Origin of the sequence: Lysobacter sp. M2-1 (assembly GCF_022662495.1) — a bacterium.
In the GTDB taxonomy this organism is placed as follows: domain Bacteria; phylum Pseudomonadota; class Gammaproteobacteria; order Xanthomonadales; family Xanthomonadaceae; genus JAKPBU01.
Genome location: NZ_JAKPBU010000006.1, coordinates 1 through 14,938 on the forward strand (window position 1 = coordinate 1; position 14,938 = coordinate 14,938).

Consider the following 14,938-nt stretch of genomic DNA (forward strand, 5'->3'; position numbering starts at 1 on the left):
TTTGGTGCGCCTTGTTGGGGGGGCGTCTCCCGCTCGATTTTCCGCCCGAACAGGTAATCTCGCAAGAGCTCGCGGCTGACGCCGCTCCTACCAAAGACAGCGCCGGATGGCCGAAGACATCACCCAGCAGTCGCATGCGAATGAAAACCTGCTGATCGCAGAGCGACGCCACAAGCTCGCCGCGTTGCGCGGGCAGGGCGTCGCGTTTCCGAACGATTTCCACCGTGCGGACCATGCCGGCGACCTGCACGCGGACTATGCCGATGCGGAACGTTGGACCGGCGAAGCGCTGGAGGCGACCGGCCGCCGCGTGGCGATCGCCGGGCGCTTGCTGGCCAAGCGGGTCATGGGCAAGGCCGCGTTCGCCCAGATCCAGGACATGACCGGCCGGATCCAGCTGTTCCTGCAAGCCAACGTGCTGGGCGAAGCCTACGATGCGTTCAAGGGCTGGGACGTCGGCGACATCATCGCAGCCGAGGGCGGCCTGACCCGCACGAAGACCGGCGAGCTGTCGGTGAAGGCGGACCGGCTGCGCCTGCTGACCAAGTCGCTGCGCCCGCTACCCGACAAATGGCACGGCCTCGCGGACGTGGAGCAGCGTTATCGCCAGCGCTATGTCGACCTGATCGTGAATCCGGAAGCGCGCGAGGTCTTCATCAAGCGCTCGCAGGTGATCGCCGCGCTGCGTCGCTGGCTCGACGCGCGCCGCTTCCTGGAGGTAGAAACGCCGATGATGCATTACATCGTCGGCGGCGCGACGGCCAGGCCGTTCCAGACCCATCACAACGCCCTGGGTCTCGACCTGTACCTGCGGGTCGCGCCGGAGCTGTACCTCAAACGTCTGGTGGTGGGCGGCTTCGAGCGCGTCTACGAGATCAACCGCAATTTCCGCAACGAAGGCGTCAGCACCCGGCACAATCCGGAGTTCACCATGCTCGAGCTGTACGAGGCTTACGCCACGTACGAGGAGATCATGGACCTGACCGAATCGATGATCCGGGATGCGGCGCAGACGGTCCTGGGCACCACCGCGCTGCATTGGGAGGGCCAGGCCATCGATCTGGGCCCCAGGTTTCGGCGCTGGAAGCTGGAAGAGGCGGTGCGCGAGCTCAACCCGGAGATCAGCGCTGCGGACTGCCGCGACCGCGAGGCCCTGGCCGCGCACTGCGCCCGCCTGAAGATTCCGGTGAAGCCGGGCTACGGCTGGGGTAAGCTGCTGCTGGAGATATTCGAGAAAACGGTCGAAACGGGGCTGATCCAGCCCACTTTCGTCACCCATTATCCGGTCGAGGTGTCCCCGCTGGCGCGGGAGTCCGATAGCGAACCGGGGATCACCGACCGTTTCGAGCTGTTTGTCGGGGGCAGGGAGCTTGCCAACGGTTTTTCGGAGCTCAACGACCCTGAAGACCAGGCGGCGCGGTTCCACGCCCAGGTCGAAGCAATGGAAGGCGGCGACGACGAAGCCATGCACTACGATGCCGATTACATCCGTGCGCTCGAGGTGGGCCTTCCGCCGACCGGCGGTCTCGGCGTGGGGATCGACCGCCTTGTGATGCTGTTCACGGATTCGGCTTCAATCCGCGACGTACTGCTCTTTCCATACATGCGGCCGGAAGGCTGAGCGTGACGGAGTGGGTTCCGTGGCATATAACTTGCTTGAATACCGGGGTGACCGCGTAGGCTCCGGAAGGGCGTTTGCTTCTGGAATAGCGGTAACTGGCACCGGCAGCCGCCGGGTCAAGAAGGCCGTACCGCTATCGCTACAACCGAGTACGCTCGAACGGCAGGAAGCCCGCAGTGGTCCACCGGGGGACACGTGAACATCGTCATCGTCGATGATCAGACATCCGCCAGGACGATGCTCCGCCATATCCTGGAGGACATCGGCCCTGAGCTGGACGTGCGCGATTTCGGCGATCCGCTCGAAGCCTTGGACTGGTGCGGGGCCAACCGTCCGGACCTGCTGTTGCTGGATTACCGCATGCCGGGCCTGGACGGGCTCGAATTCGCCCGCCGCTTCCGCCGTCCGCTGATGCACCGCGACGTGCCGATCGTGCTGGTGACGGTCGTCGGCGACGAACCGATCCGCCAGGCGGCACTGGATGCGGGCGTGATCGACTTCCTGGTCAAGCCCGTGCGGCCGCGCGAACTGCGTGCGCGTTGCCGGAACCTGCTGCAGCTCAGGCAGCAGAGCGAATCGGTGAAACAGCGCGCGCTGTCTCTGGAGCAGCGGTTGCTCTCGAGCATGCACGAGATCGAGGAGCGCGAGCGCGAGACCCTGTCCCGGCTGGCCCGCGCGATCGAGTATCGCGATGCCGGTACCAGCGCCTACCTCGAGCGCATGGCGCGGATCGCGGGCCTGATCGCCGAGGGCCTGGGTCTGCCCGAGGACGAAGTTCGCACCATCGAGCTGGCTGCGCCCCTGCACGACATCGGCAAGATCGCGATTCCCGACGACATCCTGCTCAAGGCCGGTCCATTGGATCCGGAACAGATCGCGCAGATGCGCCGGCATCCGCGCATTGGCTACAAGCTGCTGGCCGACAGCCAGAACCGCTTCGTCCAGACCAGTGCCCTGATCGCGTTGCGCCATCACGAGCGCTACGACGGAAGCGGCTATCCCGATGGGCTCAAGGGAGAAGACATCCCTCTGGCCGCGCGCATCGTCACCGTCGCCGATGTGTTCGACGCGCTGATCTCGCCCCGGCCGTACAAGCGCGCCTGGAGCATCGAGGAAGCGCTCGCATACCTGGTCGAGCAACGCGGCCTGCTGTTCGATCCGAAATGCATCGACGTTCTGCTGGGTGAGGAAGCGCGCCTGCGCGAAATCTGCGCCCAGACCTCGGTGCCAGCCGGCAACCCGTCCCTGCAATAGCCGCCATGGACGCGCTCCTGCAGGTCATCAAATCCAGGCTGTCGAATCGCACCGACAGCGAGCACGGCCAGGCCTTCGTGCGCGTGGCCATGCTGCTGGTGGTGCTCGCCTACCTGCTCGGGGTGGTCGAAGGCAGGCCGGGCTATGAGCGTGCCCTTGTCCTGTCACTGAGTTTCCTCGCCATCGAGTTCGGCGTGGCGCTGGCGATCGTGTCGTGGCTGCTGTGGCGCCCGCGCGCGTCCAACCCGCGCCGGGTCCTGGGCATGGTGGCCGACTACAGCCTGATGGGCGTCGGCCTGTACCTGCTGGGCGCCTACGGGGCGCCGCTGTATGTGATCCTCATGTGGGTGACGGTAGGCAACGGCCTGCGCTACGGGCCGGGGTTCCTGTACCTGGCGATCGGCTTCGCGGTCACGACCTTCCTGACCGTGCTCGTGTCCACCCCGTACTGGGGCACCAATCCCTGGCTGGGCTGGGCGCTGTTGGCCGGACTGGTGGCGATCCCGCTGTACCTGCTGTCGCTGTTGAAGGCGCTGGTACGGGCGACCGAAGCTGCGCGCACCGCCAACGAAGCGAAAAGCCGGTTCCTGGCCAACATGAGCCACGAGTTCCGCACTCCGCTGAACGGCATCGTCGGCATGTCCGACCTGCTGATGACCACCACCATGTCCAGCGACCAGCGCGACAGCGCGAAGGTCATCCAGACCGCGGCCCGGACGCTGCAGCTGCTGGTGGACGACGTACTCGACCTGTCGGCGATTGAGGCTGGCAAGTTCAAGCACGACAGGTCGGATTTCTCGCTGACGGAACTGCTCCGTAACATCCACCTGATGTTGCAGCCGGGCGCACAGGCCAAAGGACTGGCGTTCGAGTTCAAGATCGCGCCCGACGTACCCACCCGGGTTCACGGCGATGCTGGCCACCTGCAGCAGGTGCTAGTCAACCTGCTGTCGAACGCGATCAAGTTCACCGAGACGGGCAAGGTCACCCTGGACGCGTCGCTGATGCCGTCCGGCCCGGACGCCATCTCCGTGCATTTCTCGGTCCGCGATACCGGCATCGGCATCCCCGCCGACCGGCTGGACAAGCTGTTTGATGCGTTCGAGCAGGTCGAGATCGGGCATGGGCGCCGCTTTGGCGGAACCGGGCTGGGCACCACCATCGCCAAGGCCCTGACCGAGCTGATGGGCGGGCGGATCGGGGTGGAAAGCACGCCGGGCGTTGGCTCGGAGTTCTGGGTCGAAATGCCGTTCGCTCCTGCACAGGCGCAGGAAGAGCCCGCCGGCGCAAGCAATGTCATCGCGTTCGCCGACCCGTTCATCCGCCATCGCGCACGGGTCCGGCCGCTGCGGATCCTGGTGGCGGACGACCAGTCGGCCAACCTGATGGTCATGCGCAAGCTGCTGGAGAAGGCCGGGCACCGACCGCAGATCGTCAACGATGGTGAGGACGTGCTCAATGCGATCGAAGCCCAGCAGTTCGATGCGGTGATCATCGACCTGCACATGCCCGGGGTCAGCGGACTGGACGTGATCAAGCAGGCGCGCTTCATGCAGGCGGGCGGGCCGCGCACGCCCTTCATCGTCGTGTCGGCCGACGCTACCACCGAAGCGCGGATCGAATGCGAAAAGGCCGGTGCCTATGCCTTCCTGACCAAGCCGATCGTGATCGACAAGCTGCTCGAGCGGCTGGCGGAAATCGCCGAGGGCCTGCCCGCGGGCGCGGTCGCCAAGGTCGCACAGCCCGAACCGGTGTCGAACAAGGAGGTCATTTCACAGGACCTGCTCGACGAATTGCGCGGCATGGGCATGGGCGAGGAGTTCGTGGCGAAGTTCCTCACCGAATGCGCGCGCGACGCGCGCAAATGCGTGGCCGATCTGGATGTGGCTGGGCGCGGCCGGGACTGGCAGGCTTTCCGCGATGCCTGTCATGCGCTCAAGGGGACCGCCGGCAACATGGGCGCCTCGCGCCTGGCCGAGAGCGCCTCGCAAGGGATGGGCATGACCGCCGAAAGGCTGCTGGACGAATGGCAGCTCGTGGTCGACCGGCTGCGACAGCAGCTCGAGCAGACGCTAACGGCGCTGCGCGCCGGCGGCAACATGATTGCCGCCGACGTGGACCAGGATTCGGCTCGCTGATGCGGGGTCAGACGGCCGAGACGTTCTCCAGCACGGCTTCCGGGCGGCGCAGCTGTGCGCGCACCAGGCGTTCCATCACCCGCAGTTGCTTGTCGGTCAGCTGCAGCGCGGTATCGACCCAGATCTCGGTGATGCGGGCGAGTTCGTCCAGCGAGACCGGATTGACCGCGTCGCGCACGCGATGCAGCGCCAGGCGCGCGGTCGCGATGCGGCGGTTCTGCCGGATCACTTCGTGCACCGCGCGCGCGCCTTCGCCCTTGGGGACCAGCACGTCGACGATGCCCATCCGATGCAGTTGGTCGCTGCTGTACATGACGCCGTTGAGCATCATCTGCTCGGCCAGCTTCGGGCTCACGCGACGGGACAGCAGCGAATACGCGCCCATGCCCGGGAACAGGCCGAACAACACCTCTGGGAATCCCATCTGCACGCCGGATTCGGCCACGATGGTCTGGCATGCGAGCGCGAGTTCGAAGCCGCCGCCCAGCGCATCGCCCTGCACCAGAGCGACGGTGTGAGCGGACGGGTGCAGGCGCGTATGCAGCAGGTGGATGCTGTCGACGCATTCGGTGGCGTAGCGCATCAGGCCTTCGCGATCGCGTTCACGGATCAGGTGCGAGAACAGCTGGAGATCGCCGCCGAGGTTGAAGACATGCGCGTCGGATGCGAGCACGATGTGCGAGATCTGTGCGGGATCCGCCTCGACGTCGGACTTGATCGTATTGATCGTTTCCTGCGCGAACAGACGCAACTCGCGCAGAAGTCGCGGGCTGAAGCACGGGCGGTAGCCAGCTTCCGAGAACGCCTGCTGGGCGTGCATGAAGCACCAGTGAGAGGCATTGCTGGCATCGCCCTGGGTGCGGATGGTGGACAGAGAGGGATCGCGGTGCAGTTGTTCGACGTTGTACATGAGAGGTTCCCCTGGAAGCGGATCGCGGCACCGACCGGGCGCGCCGGCTGCGATCCAAAGGCATAGAAATGCGCCCGTTTGCGCCTCTATGCACCTTCCAAGGTGAAACTGCAAGCGTTTCCAGCAATTGATCGGCAACTAATGCCGCGTACGCGGGGCAAAGTGACGCTGCGTGTCACCTCGCCGGCCGGGACAGGGGTGTTCAGGCGGACGCTGTCGGCTCGCGCAATTCGCGGCGCAGGATCTTGCCGACGTTGGTTTTGGGCAGTTCCTGGCGGAACTCGACGAATCGGGGTTGCTTGTACCCGGTCAGGTTGAGCCGTGCATGCGCCTTCACCTGTTCGGCGGTAAGGGACGGGTCCTTGCGCACGATCACCACCTTCACCGCCTCCCCGGATTTGTCGTCCGGCACGCCTACGGCCGCCACTTCGAGGACCCCCGGCATCATCGCGATGACGTCCTCGACTTCGTTCGGATACACGTTGAAGCCCGACACCAGGATCATGTCCTTCTTGCGGTCGACGATGTAGAAATAGCCGGCCTCGTCCATCCTCGCCATGTCCCCGGTGTGCAGCCAGCCCTCGTCGTCGATCACGGCTGCGGTTTCCTCCGGACGCTGCCAGTAGCCCTTCATGACCTGTGGACCCTTGATGCACAGCTCGCCGACCTCGCCGGTGGGCAGGACGCGGCCGTCCTCGTCCTTGACGCAGGCGTCGGTGGATGGCACCGGCAGGCCGATCGAGCCGTTGTAGTCGACTAGGTCCATCGGGTTGATGCAGGCCGCGGGCGAGGTCTCGGTCAGGCCATAGGCTTCGATCAGCGGTACCCCGGTGACCTGTTTCCAGCGCTCGGCGACGGCACGTTGCACGGCCATTCCGCCTCCCAGCGTCAGGCGCAGGTGCGAAAAGTCGAGTTTGTCGAAGCCGGGCGTGTTGAGCAGGCCGTTGAACAGGGTGTTGACCCCGGTGATCGCGGTGAAGGGGACCTTCGACAATTCCTTGACGAAGCCGGGCATGTCGCGTGGGTTGGTGATCAGGTAGTTCAATGCGCCGATCTTCATGAAGACCAGCCCGTTCGCCGTGAGCGAGAAGATGTGATACAGCGGCAGCGCGGTGATGATGATTTCCTGCCCGTCGCGGACCAGGGTGTCGATCCATGCAGAAGCCTGCTGCATGTTGGCGACCAGGTTGCGGTGCGTGAGCATGGCGCCCTTGGCCACGCCCGTCGTGCCGCCGGTGTACTGCAGGAAAGCGACGTCGCCGGATTCGATCTCGACGTCGGGGAGGGTGTGCCGCTGGCCCAGGCTGAGCGCGTCGGCGAAACGGATCGCGCCCGGGATGTCGTAGTCGGGCACCATTTTCTTCACATAACGCAGCACGAAGTTGACGATCGCGCCTTTGGGAAATCCAAGCAGGTCGCCCAGGCCAGTGGTGATCACCTGCTTCACTTGGGTGCCGGCAAGGGCGTCCTGCACCGTGCGTCCGAAGTTGTCGACCACCAGGATCGCAACCGCACCCGAATCGACGAGCTGATGCTTCAGCTCCCGCGGGGTGTACATGGGGTTCACGTTCACCACCGTGAGCCCCGCGCGCAGGATGCCGAACGTGGAGATCGGATACTGCAGGCAGTTGGGCATCATGATCGCGACACGATCGCCCTTCTTGAGCCCGAGCTCGCCCAGCAGGTAGGCCGCCAGCTGCGCACTGGCGCGGTCGATTTCCCCGTAGGTGAGGGTCTTGCCGAGGTTGCTGAAGGCGGGGTTGTCGCGGTAGCGGTCGATCGCGCTTTGCAGCACCTGCGGGACCGACGAAAACTGGTCGGGGTCGATTTCGGCAGGAACGCCGGCGGGGTAGCTCGCCAGCCAGGGGCGTGCGTCGTTCATGCGAAGGTCTCCCTGTTCCTGTCTGCGGCCACGTGTTTCGGTGGCGTAAGCCTGGCCCGATTGGAGCATAGGCTCTAGGGGCTGGCAAGGCGTCATTCGACCGCCAGCTCCCGGAGGGGTAGTGTCATGTGGTCGGCGCAAAACGGACGGAACGATGGGGAAAACAAGCGCGTGGCGTCTACTCATGGCTCTGGCCATCGTTGGCTGTGCTTGCGCGTGCGCCCGGACGCCGCCCGAGCAGGCATTGCGCGACACCATCGCCCAGCTGCAGCGCGATATCGGGGCGCGGGATGCCGACGCGGTCACCTCGGTACTGGCCGAGGACTTCGTCGGCAACGAGGGCATGGATCGTCGGGGCGCGCGTCAGCTGGCGGCCGGCACGTTCCTGCGCTACCGCGAGGTGGGCGCGAAGCTGGGTCCACTTCAAGTTGAAATGAGGGGCGACCGTCATGCGACGGTGCGCTTCACCGCGGCGATCAGCGGCGGCGCCGGACTCGTGCCTCAGGAGGGGCAGGTTTACCAGGTCGTCACGGGCTGGCGTCTGGTCGACGGCGACTGGATGTTGACCAGCGCCGATTGGACGCCTGCGCTATGAGGCAAGCACCGCGCGGATGCACTGCCAGGCTGATCCGGTCGGATCCGCCGGCAAGGCATCAGGCGGCGATACATCTGCCGAAGTAGTTGCTGCAGCGAAGCTGAGGGCGACCGCTGGACAGGCGATCAGATAGCTCGCGCGGCATTGCCGCGCGGCCTTCGCGAACGCCCGCCGCGCTGCGGCGGGGCGGGGCGGGTTTCCGCCCCATGCGAAGCCGGTTATGCGGCTTTTCTTGCGGCCAGTTGGCGAAGGACGTACTGCAGCAGGCCGCCGTGGCGGAAATACTCCACTTCCTTCGGCGTCAGCAGCAGCACGCTCGCCTGGAACACCATCTTGCTGCCGCCTGCCTTGGTGGCGGTGACTGTGGCTGTCTTGGCTGCACCGTCGTCGAGTCCTGTGATGTCGAAGGTTTCCGAGCCGTCGAGCCCCAACGACTGTGCGTTATCGCCGTCCCTGAACTGCAGCGGCAACACGCCCATGCCGACCAGGTTGGATCGGTGGATGCGCTCGAAGCTCTCGGCGATCACCGCCTTCACGCCCAGCAGGTTGGTGCCCTTGGCCGCCCAGTCGCGCGAGGAGCCGGTGCCGTATTCCTTGCCGGCCAGCACAACCAGCGGAACGCCATCGGCCTTGTACTTCATCGCGGCGTCGTAGATCGGCAGCTTTTCCGGCTTGGCCGAACCCGGTGGGTGGTACAGCGTATTGCCGCCTTCTTCGCCGCCGAACATCAGGTTCTTGATCCGGATGTTGGCGAAGGTGCCGCGCACCATCACGTCGTCGTTGCCGCGGCGCGAGCCGTAGCTGTTGAAGTCGGCCGGTTGCACGCCGCGTTCCTGCAGGAAGCGGCCCGCAGGTGAGTCCTTCTTGATGTTGCCGGCCGGGGAGATGTGGTCGGTGGTGATCGAATCGCCGAACAGTCCGAGCACGCGTGCGCCGTGGATGTCGTCGATGGTGCCGACTTCCATCGTCATGCCGTCGAAGTAGGGCGGGTTCTTGATGTAGGTGGACGCTCCGTCCCAGGCGTAGGACTCGCCCTCGGGCGAGGCGATCTGGTTCCAGCGCGCGTCGCCCTTGAACACGTCGGCGTAGTTCTGCGCGAACAGTTCCGGGCCGACCGTGGCGGCGATGGTGTCGCCGATTTCCTTGTTGGTCGGCCAGATGTCGCGCAGGTAGACGTCGTTGCCGGCCGTGTCCTTCCCCAGCGGCTGGGTGGTCAGGTCGATGTCGACGGTGCCGGCGATCGCGTAGGCCACCACCAGCGGTGGGGAGGCGAGGTAGTTGGCCTTCACTTCCGGATGCACGCGGCCTTCGAAGTTGCGGTTGCCCGACAGAACCGATGCGACCACGAGTTCATTTTCCGCGATGCCCTTGGACACTTCGTCCGGCAGCGGGCCGGAGTTGCCGATGCAGGTCGTGCAGCCGTAGCCGACGACGAAGAAGCCAAGTCCTTCCAGGTCGTCAAGCACGCCGGCCTTCTTCAGATAGTCGGTGACCACCAGCGAGCCCGGGCCGAGCGAGGTCTTCACCCAGGGGGCGGCTTTCAGGCCCTTGGCCACCGCATTGCGCGCCAGCAGTCCGGCACCCAGCATCACGGCGGGATTGGACGTGTTGGTGCAGGAGGTGATCGCGGCGATCACCACCGAGCCGTCGGTGAGTTCCGCATCCACATCCTTGATCCGGATCTTCGATTTTGGCTTGGCAGCCAGGTGTTCGGCCTGCGGCTGTGCGCCGCCTTCTTCCTTGAAGTCCGCCACCGCGCCGTTCTGGGCCTTGCGGTTGGCGACCAGTGGGCCGAGGTTGTCGGCGAAGTTGGTCTTGACGTCCTGCAGCAACACGCGGTCCTGCGGGCGCTTGGGGCCGGCCAGCGATGGCTTGACGTCTGCAAGGTCGAGCTCGAGCGTGGCCGAGTAACTGGCGTGCGGGGTGTCGGCGTCGTGCCACAGCCCCTGCGCCTTGGCATAGGTCTCGACCAGGGCGATCTGTTCCTCGCTGCGGCCGGACAGCCGCAGGTAGGTCAGCGATTCGGCGTCGATCGGGAAGATGCCGCAGGTCGCGCCGTATTCGGGCGCCATGTTGGCGATGGTGGCGCGGTCGGCCAGCGGCAGGTGCTGCAGGCCATCGCCGTAGAACTCGACGAACTTCCCGACCACGCCCAGCTTGCGCAGCATCTGGGTCACGGTCAGCACCAGGTCGGTGGCAGTGGTGCCTTCGGGCAGCCTGCCGGTCAACTTGAAGCCGACGACCTGCGGGATCAGCATCGAGGACGGCTGACCCAGCATCGCGGCCTCGGCCTCGATTCCGCCCACGCCCCAGCCCAGCACGCCGATGCCGTTGATCATGGTGGTGTGCGAATCGGTGCCGAACACCGTGTCCGGGAACGCCCAGGTTTCCCCGTCAATGTCACGCTCCATCACCACACGCGCCAGGTTCTCGAGGTTCACCTGGTGGACGATGCCGGTGTTCGGCGGCACCACCTTGAAGTTCTCGAATGCCTTCTGGCCCCAGCGCAGGAAGCTGTAGCGCTCCTGATTGCGTTCGAATTCGATCTTGCCGTTGAGGTCCAGCGCGTCCGCGCGGCCGAAGACGTCGACCTGCACGGAGTGGTCGATCACCAGTTCGGACGGGATTAACGGGTTGATCTGGCTCGCCTTGCCGCCCAGCTTGGTGACGGCATCGCGCATCGCCGCCAGGTCGACCACGCAGGGCACGCCGGTGAAGTCCTGCAGCACCACGCGCGCCGGCATGAACGCTATTTCGGTATCGGGTTCGGCCTGCGCGTCCCACTTCGCGACCGCCTCGATGTGGCCGGGCAGCACGCTCACGCCGTCCTCGTGCCGGAGCAGGTTTTCCAGCAGGATCTTCATCGAGTAGGGCAGCCTCGCCAGCAGCTGGCCGGCAGACCCGGGGCCGCCGAGGCGCTCGGCCAGCCTGGGCAGGCTCGAATAGATGTAGGAGCGACCATTGACGTCGAGGCGGGCGCGGCTGGCGAAGGAGTCGGACATGGGGGGCTCCAAGGGCTGGGGCCGGGCGGCCCTGGCGGGGGAATCGAAACCGTCACTGCCGACGGTAGGCGCATAGTATGACGGTTTGAGTATGCAAAATAAAGTATGTATGCTCGTTCCATACACGCGACCTCAAGGGAACACGCCATGGAAGTCATCGTGGCCGAACGCGGCCAGATCACCCTGCCCAAGGCGGTGCGCGAGGCGCTGGGCCTGAGCAAGGGCAGCGTGCTTAAGGTGGAGCTGGAGAACGGCCGGATCGTGCTGCGCAAGAGCGTCGACGACGCGATTTCGCGTGCGCGCGGCCGTTTCCGGCTGGATCAGGGGTTCGCCAGCACCGACGAGGCCATGGGTGCGCTGCGCGGTCGATCACCCGGTGAATCGCCAGTACCCGACGAAGGCGGGCAGGGCGCGAAGTGATCGCCATCGATGCTCCGGTGTTGGTGGATCTGCTTACCGGCGGGCCGAAAGCCGATGCCGCCGAAGTCTGCCTGCGCCAATGCCTGGTCGCCGGGCCGGTGGTTGTTTGCGAGGTGACCCTGGCCGAGGTGTGCAGCGCGCTGCGCGACGGCTCCGAAGTCCTGGCCGTGCTCGAGGACATGAGCATTCGCTACGTGCCGCTGGAGGCCAAGTCGGCGGTGCGCGCCGGCGAGATGCAGCGCCGCTACCGGCAGCGGGTGGGCAGCGGGCGCACGGTGCCCGACTTCCTGATCGGTGCGCATGCGCTACTCCAGTGCGATGGCCTCATTACCCACGACGCGGCCTTCTATCGCGACTATTTCAAGGGGCTGAAACTGATCGTGCCGGCTACGTAGGGCTGGCCACGCCGTGGTTCGTGGTTCGTAAACAAATGTCCGGGCGGCGGAGCAGGGCGATCGCATGCGCGTAACCTGCGGTTGATGGTCACAACGCCTGTTCGATTGCGGCCACCAGTTCCCGGCGCCGGAGCAGGAAGTCCCAGAAGCTGCCCCCGAGTTGGCGCCACAACACCGCCGAGCGCAACGCGGCCAGCAACACCGCACGGATCTCGGCGACCACGTCGGCCTGACCGAGGTAATGCGGATTGCCCTGGACCATGACCCGTGGACGCAGATGGCTGACCGTGTCGGCGTACAGGCGACCGAGTTCGGACAGCACCTGCGGGTGGGTGGCGCCCTGGTTGTGGGCCTGCGCCGACAGCACCGTGATGCCCTGGTGGACGCGTTCGGTCATGGCTGGGTCGCGCACGAACCGGCGCTCCAGCTGCAGCACCGCCAGAGCGAGCCGCGGCAGCAGCGGATCCTGCGCGTCGTTGCGGAAATAGTCGTGCAGCAGCTGCATGCCCGGTCGCAGCGCCGAAGCATCGCCGTAGACCGCCGCGGGTGATTCCGCGTCGATGCGGAACACGCTTTCCAGCGCGGTCGACAGCACGGCGCTTTCGGCCTGGCCGGTATCGGCGATCCGCCGCACCTGCGCCAGCGCCTGGACCAGCCCGGCCAGGGCGAGCGCCCGCTCCTGCATGGCGCTCATGCCGCCTGCCCGCGCAGGCGCGCTTCGAGCGGTGCATCGGTGGCGCCGATCACCGCGCCCCCGAGACAGACCTCGCCTTCGTAGAACACCACCGACTGGCCCGGAGTCACTGCCCGCTGCGCGCTGGAGAAGCGCACCTGCACGCTGCCGTCGTGCGGCTCGACCACGACTTCGCAGGCCACGTCCTGCTGCCGGTAGCGGGTCTGCGCGGTGCAGGCAAACCGGGTCGCAGGAGGCGCGCCCGCGATCCAGTGCGCCGGCTCCGACCATAGGCTGCGCGACTGCAGCAGCGGGCTGTCGGGACCCTGATCGACGACCAGCACGTTGTGCTCCACGTCCTTGCCGACGACGTACCACGGGGCCGGATCGCGCCCGCGCACCCCGCCCAGCTGCAGGCCGCCGCGCTGGCCGAGGGTGAAATAGAACACGCCCGGGTGCTCGCCGAGCACGCGGCCCTGGGGATCGCGGATCTCGCCAGGACGGGCTGGGAGATAGCGCCCCAGGAATTCGCGGAAATCGCGCTCGCCGATGAAGCAGATGCCGGTCGAATCCTTCTTGGTCGCCGTCGGCAACCCTGCCTCCTGCGCGAGCCGGCGCACCTCGGGCTTGCGCAGATCACCCAGCGGGAAGCGGGTGACGGCCAGCTGCTCCTGACCGAGCTGATGCAGGAAATAGCTTTGGTCCTTGTCGCGATCGACGGCGCGCAACAGGCGGGTTGCGCCGCCCCCGCGTTCGACCCGTGCGTAATGGCCGGTGGCGATGCGCTCCGCCCCGAGCGCATGCGCCGCGTCGAGGAAATGCCGGAACTTGATTTCGCGGTTGCACAGCACGTCCGGGTTGGGCGTGCGTCCGGCCGCGTATTCGGCGAGGAAGTGCTGGAACACTCCGTCCCAGTATTCACTGGAAAAGTCGCGGAAATGGATCGGGATGCCCAGGCGCCCGCAGACCGCCACCGCATCGCGACGGTCGTCCTCGGCCCGACAGTCGCCGCTGCCGTCGTCGGCCCAGTTGTGCATGAACAATCCTGCGATCCGCTCGCCGGAGCTTTGCAGAAGCAGGGCCGCGACCGACGAATCCACGCCGCCCGACATGCCGACGATGGTGGAAGCCGGGCTCATGCGATGTGCTGGACCAGGTCGAGCGGATGCCGGCGTCCACCCAGGAAATCGGCGACCGCGCGCCAGACCAGCGGACTGCGGTGGCGTGGCTGCGCCGCCTGCAGTTCGTCGGGCGTCATCCACAGCGCCCGGACGATTCCCTCGTCGAGCGGATGCGCCGGATCGTGGCGCGTGGGTTCGGCCGCGAACGCGAAGCGCAGGTAGTGCCGGCCATCGCTTTCGCCCGCACGCGGCGTCGCCTTCCACTGATAGGCGCCGACGAATCCGGTGAGGTTCACGTCCCAGCCGGTTTCTTCCCGCGTTTCGCGCAGTGCGGCATGTTCCAGGCTTTCGTCGGGCTCCAGATGTCCGGCCGGCTGGTTCAGGACCAGGCCGCCGTTGGCATGCTCTTCCACCATCAGCAGCCGGCCATCGCGCACCACGATCGTGGCCACGGTGACGTCGGGCTGCCAGAAACGGCCTTCGCGGTAGCTCACTGCCGATTCCTGGCTGGGATGTGGAGGGTCCTGCGCATGGTCGCATTTTCACCGCTGCCGCCGATGCCGTCCATGCGGTCCGCGTTCGTATAATCGCGCCATGCCCCGCAAGCCCAATGACGAACATACCCACGAGCGCGACCACGGCCTCGCCGTGGAAACCGCACGACCGGAAGTGGCACGGCCTCCGCTGTACTCGGTCCTGCTGCTGAACGACGATTACACGCCGATGGATTTCGTCGTCGACGTACTGGTGCGATTCTTCGCCCTGGACGTGGAGCGCGCGACCCAGGTCATGCTCCACGTCCACACCCGCGGCCGCGGCGTCTGCGGCGTCTTCACCCGGGAAGTGGCCGAATCCAAGGTGGCGCAGGTGAATGAATATTCAAGGCTCAACCAGCACCCCCTGCTGTGCACCATGGAGAAGGCGTAG

Annotated in this window: 13 protein-coding genes; 7 read left to right on the forward strand and 6 right to left on the reverse strand. The window is 66.1% G+C overall.

Annotated features, from left to right (window positions below; genetic code table 11):
• Positions 1–106 precede the first annotated feature (106 nt).
• The 3 genes from lysS (at position 107) to MC375_RS12770 (ending at position 5,013) form a co-directional block, all read left to right on the forward strand.
• Positions 107–1,621 carry a lysine--tRNA ligase gene (gene lysS / locus MC375_RS12760; protein WP_242103783.1) on the forward strand — a complete coding sequence of 505 codons (1,515 nt, stop codon included), beginning with the start codon at positions 107–109 and terminating at the stop codon, positions 1,619–1,621.
• A 195-nt stretch (positions 1,622–1,816) separates the two neighbouring features.
• Positions 1,817–2,875, forward strand: a complete 1,059-nt coding sequence (locus MC375_RS12765; protein WP_343223534.1) for a two-component system response regulator — start codon at positions 1,817–1,819, stop codon at positions 2,873–2,875.
• Between the two features lie 5 nt (positions 2,876–2,880).
• Positions 2,881–5,013, forward strand: a complete 2,133-nt coding sequence (locus tag MC375_RS12770; protein ID WP_242103784.1) for an ATP-binding protein — start codon at positions 2,881–2,883, stop codon at positions 5,011–5,013.
• Positions 5,014–5,020: 7 nt separating this feature from the next.
• Here MC375_RS12770 and MC375_RS12775 read toward each other — a convergent pair whose 3' ends face one another.
• Both MC375_RS12775 and MC375_RS12780 read right to left on the reverse strand, forming a co-directional pair.
• Positions 5,021–5,923, reverse strand: coding sequence for a crotonase/enoyl-CoA hydratase family protein (locus MC375_RS12775; protein ID WP_242103785.1), 903 nt, complete (start codon positions 5,921–5,923; stop codon positions 5,021–5,023).
• Positions 5,924–6,125: 202 nt separating this feature from the next.
• Entirely contained in the window at positions 6,126–7,805 is a 1,680-nt protein-coding gene (locus MC375_RS12780) for a long-chain fatty acid--CoA ligase (RefSeq protein WP_242103786.1), read from the reverse strand.
• A 184-nt stretch (positions 7,806–7,989) separates the two neighbouring features.
• Between MC375_RS12780 and MC375_RS12785 the strand changes: the two genes are divergently transcribed.
• Entirely contained in the window at positions 7,990–8,400 is a 411-nt protein-coding gene (locus MC375_RS12785; RefSeq protein WP_242103787.1) for a nuclear transport factor 2 family protein, read from the forward strand.
• Positions 8,401–8,618: 218 nt separating this feature from the next.
• On the opposite strand, the gene acnA is transcribed toward MC375_RS12785, so the two are convergent.
• Complete coding sequence (acnA, locus tag MC375_RS12790; protein ID WP_242103788.1) at positions 8,619–11,402, reverse strand: aconitate hydratase AcnA; 2,784 nt, start codon at positions 11,400–11,402, stop codon at positions 8,619–8,621.
• Positions 11,403–11,549: 147 nt separating this feature from the next.
• Here acnA and MC375_RS12795 point away from each other — a divergent pair, with 147 nt between their 5' ends.
• Both MC375_RS12795 and MC375_RS12800 read left to right on the forward strand, forming a co-directional pair.
• On the forward strand, positions 11,550–11,822 hold the full coding sequence (locus tag MC375_RS12795; RefSeq protein ID WP_242103789.1) for an AbrB/MazE/SpoVT family DNA-binding domain-containing protein: 273 nt from the start codon (positions 11,550–11,552) through the stop codon (positions 11,820–11,822).
• Positions 11,819–12,217 carry a type II toxin-antitoxin system VapC family toxin gene (locus MC375_RS12800; RefSeq protein ID WP_242103790.1) on the forward strand — a complete coding sequence of 133 codons (399 nt, stop codon included), beginning with the start codon at positions 11,819–11,821 and terminating at the stop codon, positions 12,215–12,217. Before MC375_RS12795 ends, MC375_RS12800 begins: the two co-directional genes overlap by 4 nt.
• 88 nt (positions 12,218–12,305) lie before the next feature.
• Here MC375_RS12800 and hflD read toward each other — a convergent pair whose 3' ends face one another.
• Genes hflD through MC375_RS12815 form a run of 3 tightly spaced genes read right to left on the reverse strand, consistent with a single transcriptional unit; the run spans position 12,306 to position 14,505 of the window.
• Entirely contained in the window at positions 12,306–12,911 is a 606-nt protein-coding gene (gene hflD / locus MC375_RS12805) for a high frequency lysogenization protein HflD (protein WP_242103791.1), read from the reverse strand.
• The gene (gene mnmA, locus MC375_RS12810) at positions 12,908–14,029 is read right to left on the reverse strand and encodes a tRNA 2-thiouridine(34) synthase MnmA (RefSeq protein ID WP_242103792.1); all 1,122 of its coding nucleotides are present in this window, start codon (positions 14,027–14,029) and stop codon (positions 12,908–12,910) included. Before mnmA ends, hflD begins: the two co-directional genes overlap by 4 nt.
• Positions 14,026–14,505, reverse strand: a complete 480-nt coding sequence (locus MC375_RS12815) for an NUDIX hydrolase (protein WP_242103793.1) — start codon at positions 14,503–14,505, stop codon at positions 14,026–14,028. The genes mnmA and MC375_RS12815 overlap by 4 nt, the downstream gene beginning before the upstream one ends.
• 100 nt (positions 14,506–14,605) lie before the next feature.
• On the opposite strand from MC375_RS12815, the gene clpS reads away from it, so the two are divergent.
• Positions 14,606–14,938, forward strand: coding sequence for an ATP-dependent Clp protease adapter ClpS (gene clpS, locus MC375_RS12820; protein ID WP_242103794.1), 333 nt, complete (start codon positions 14,606–14,608; stop codon positions 14,936–14,938).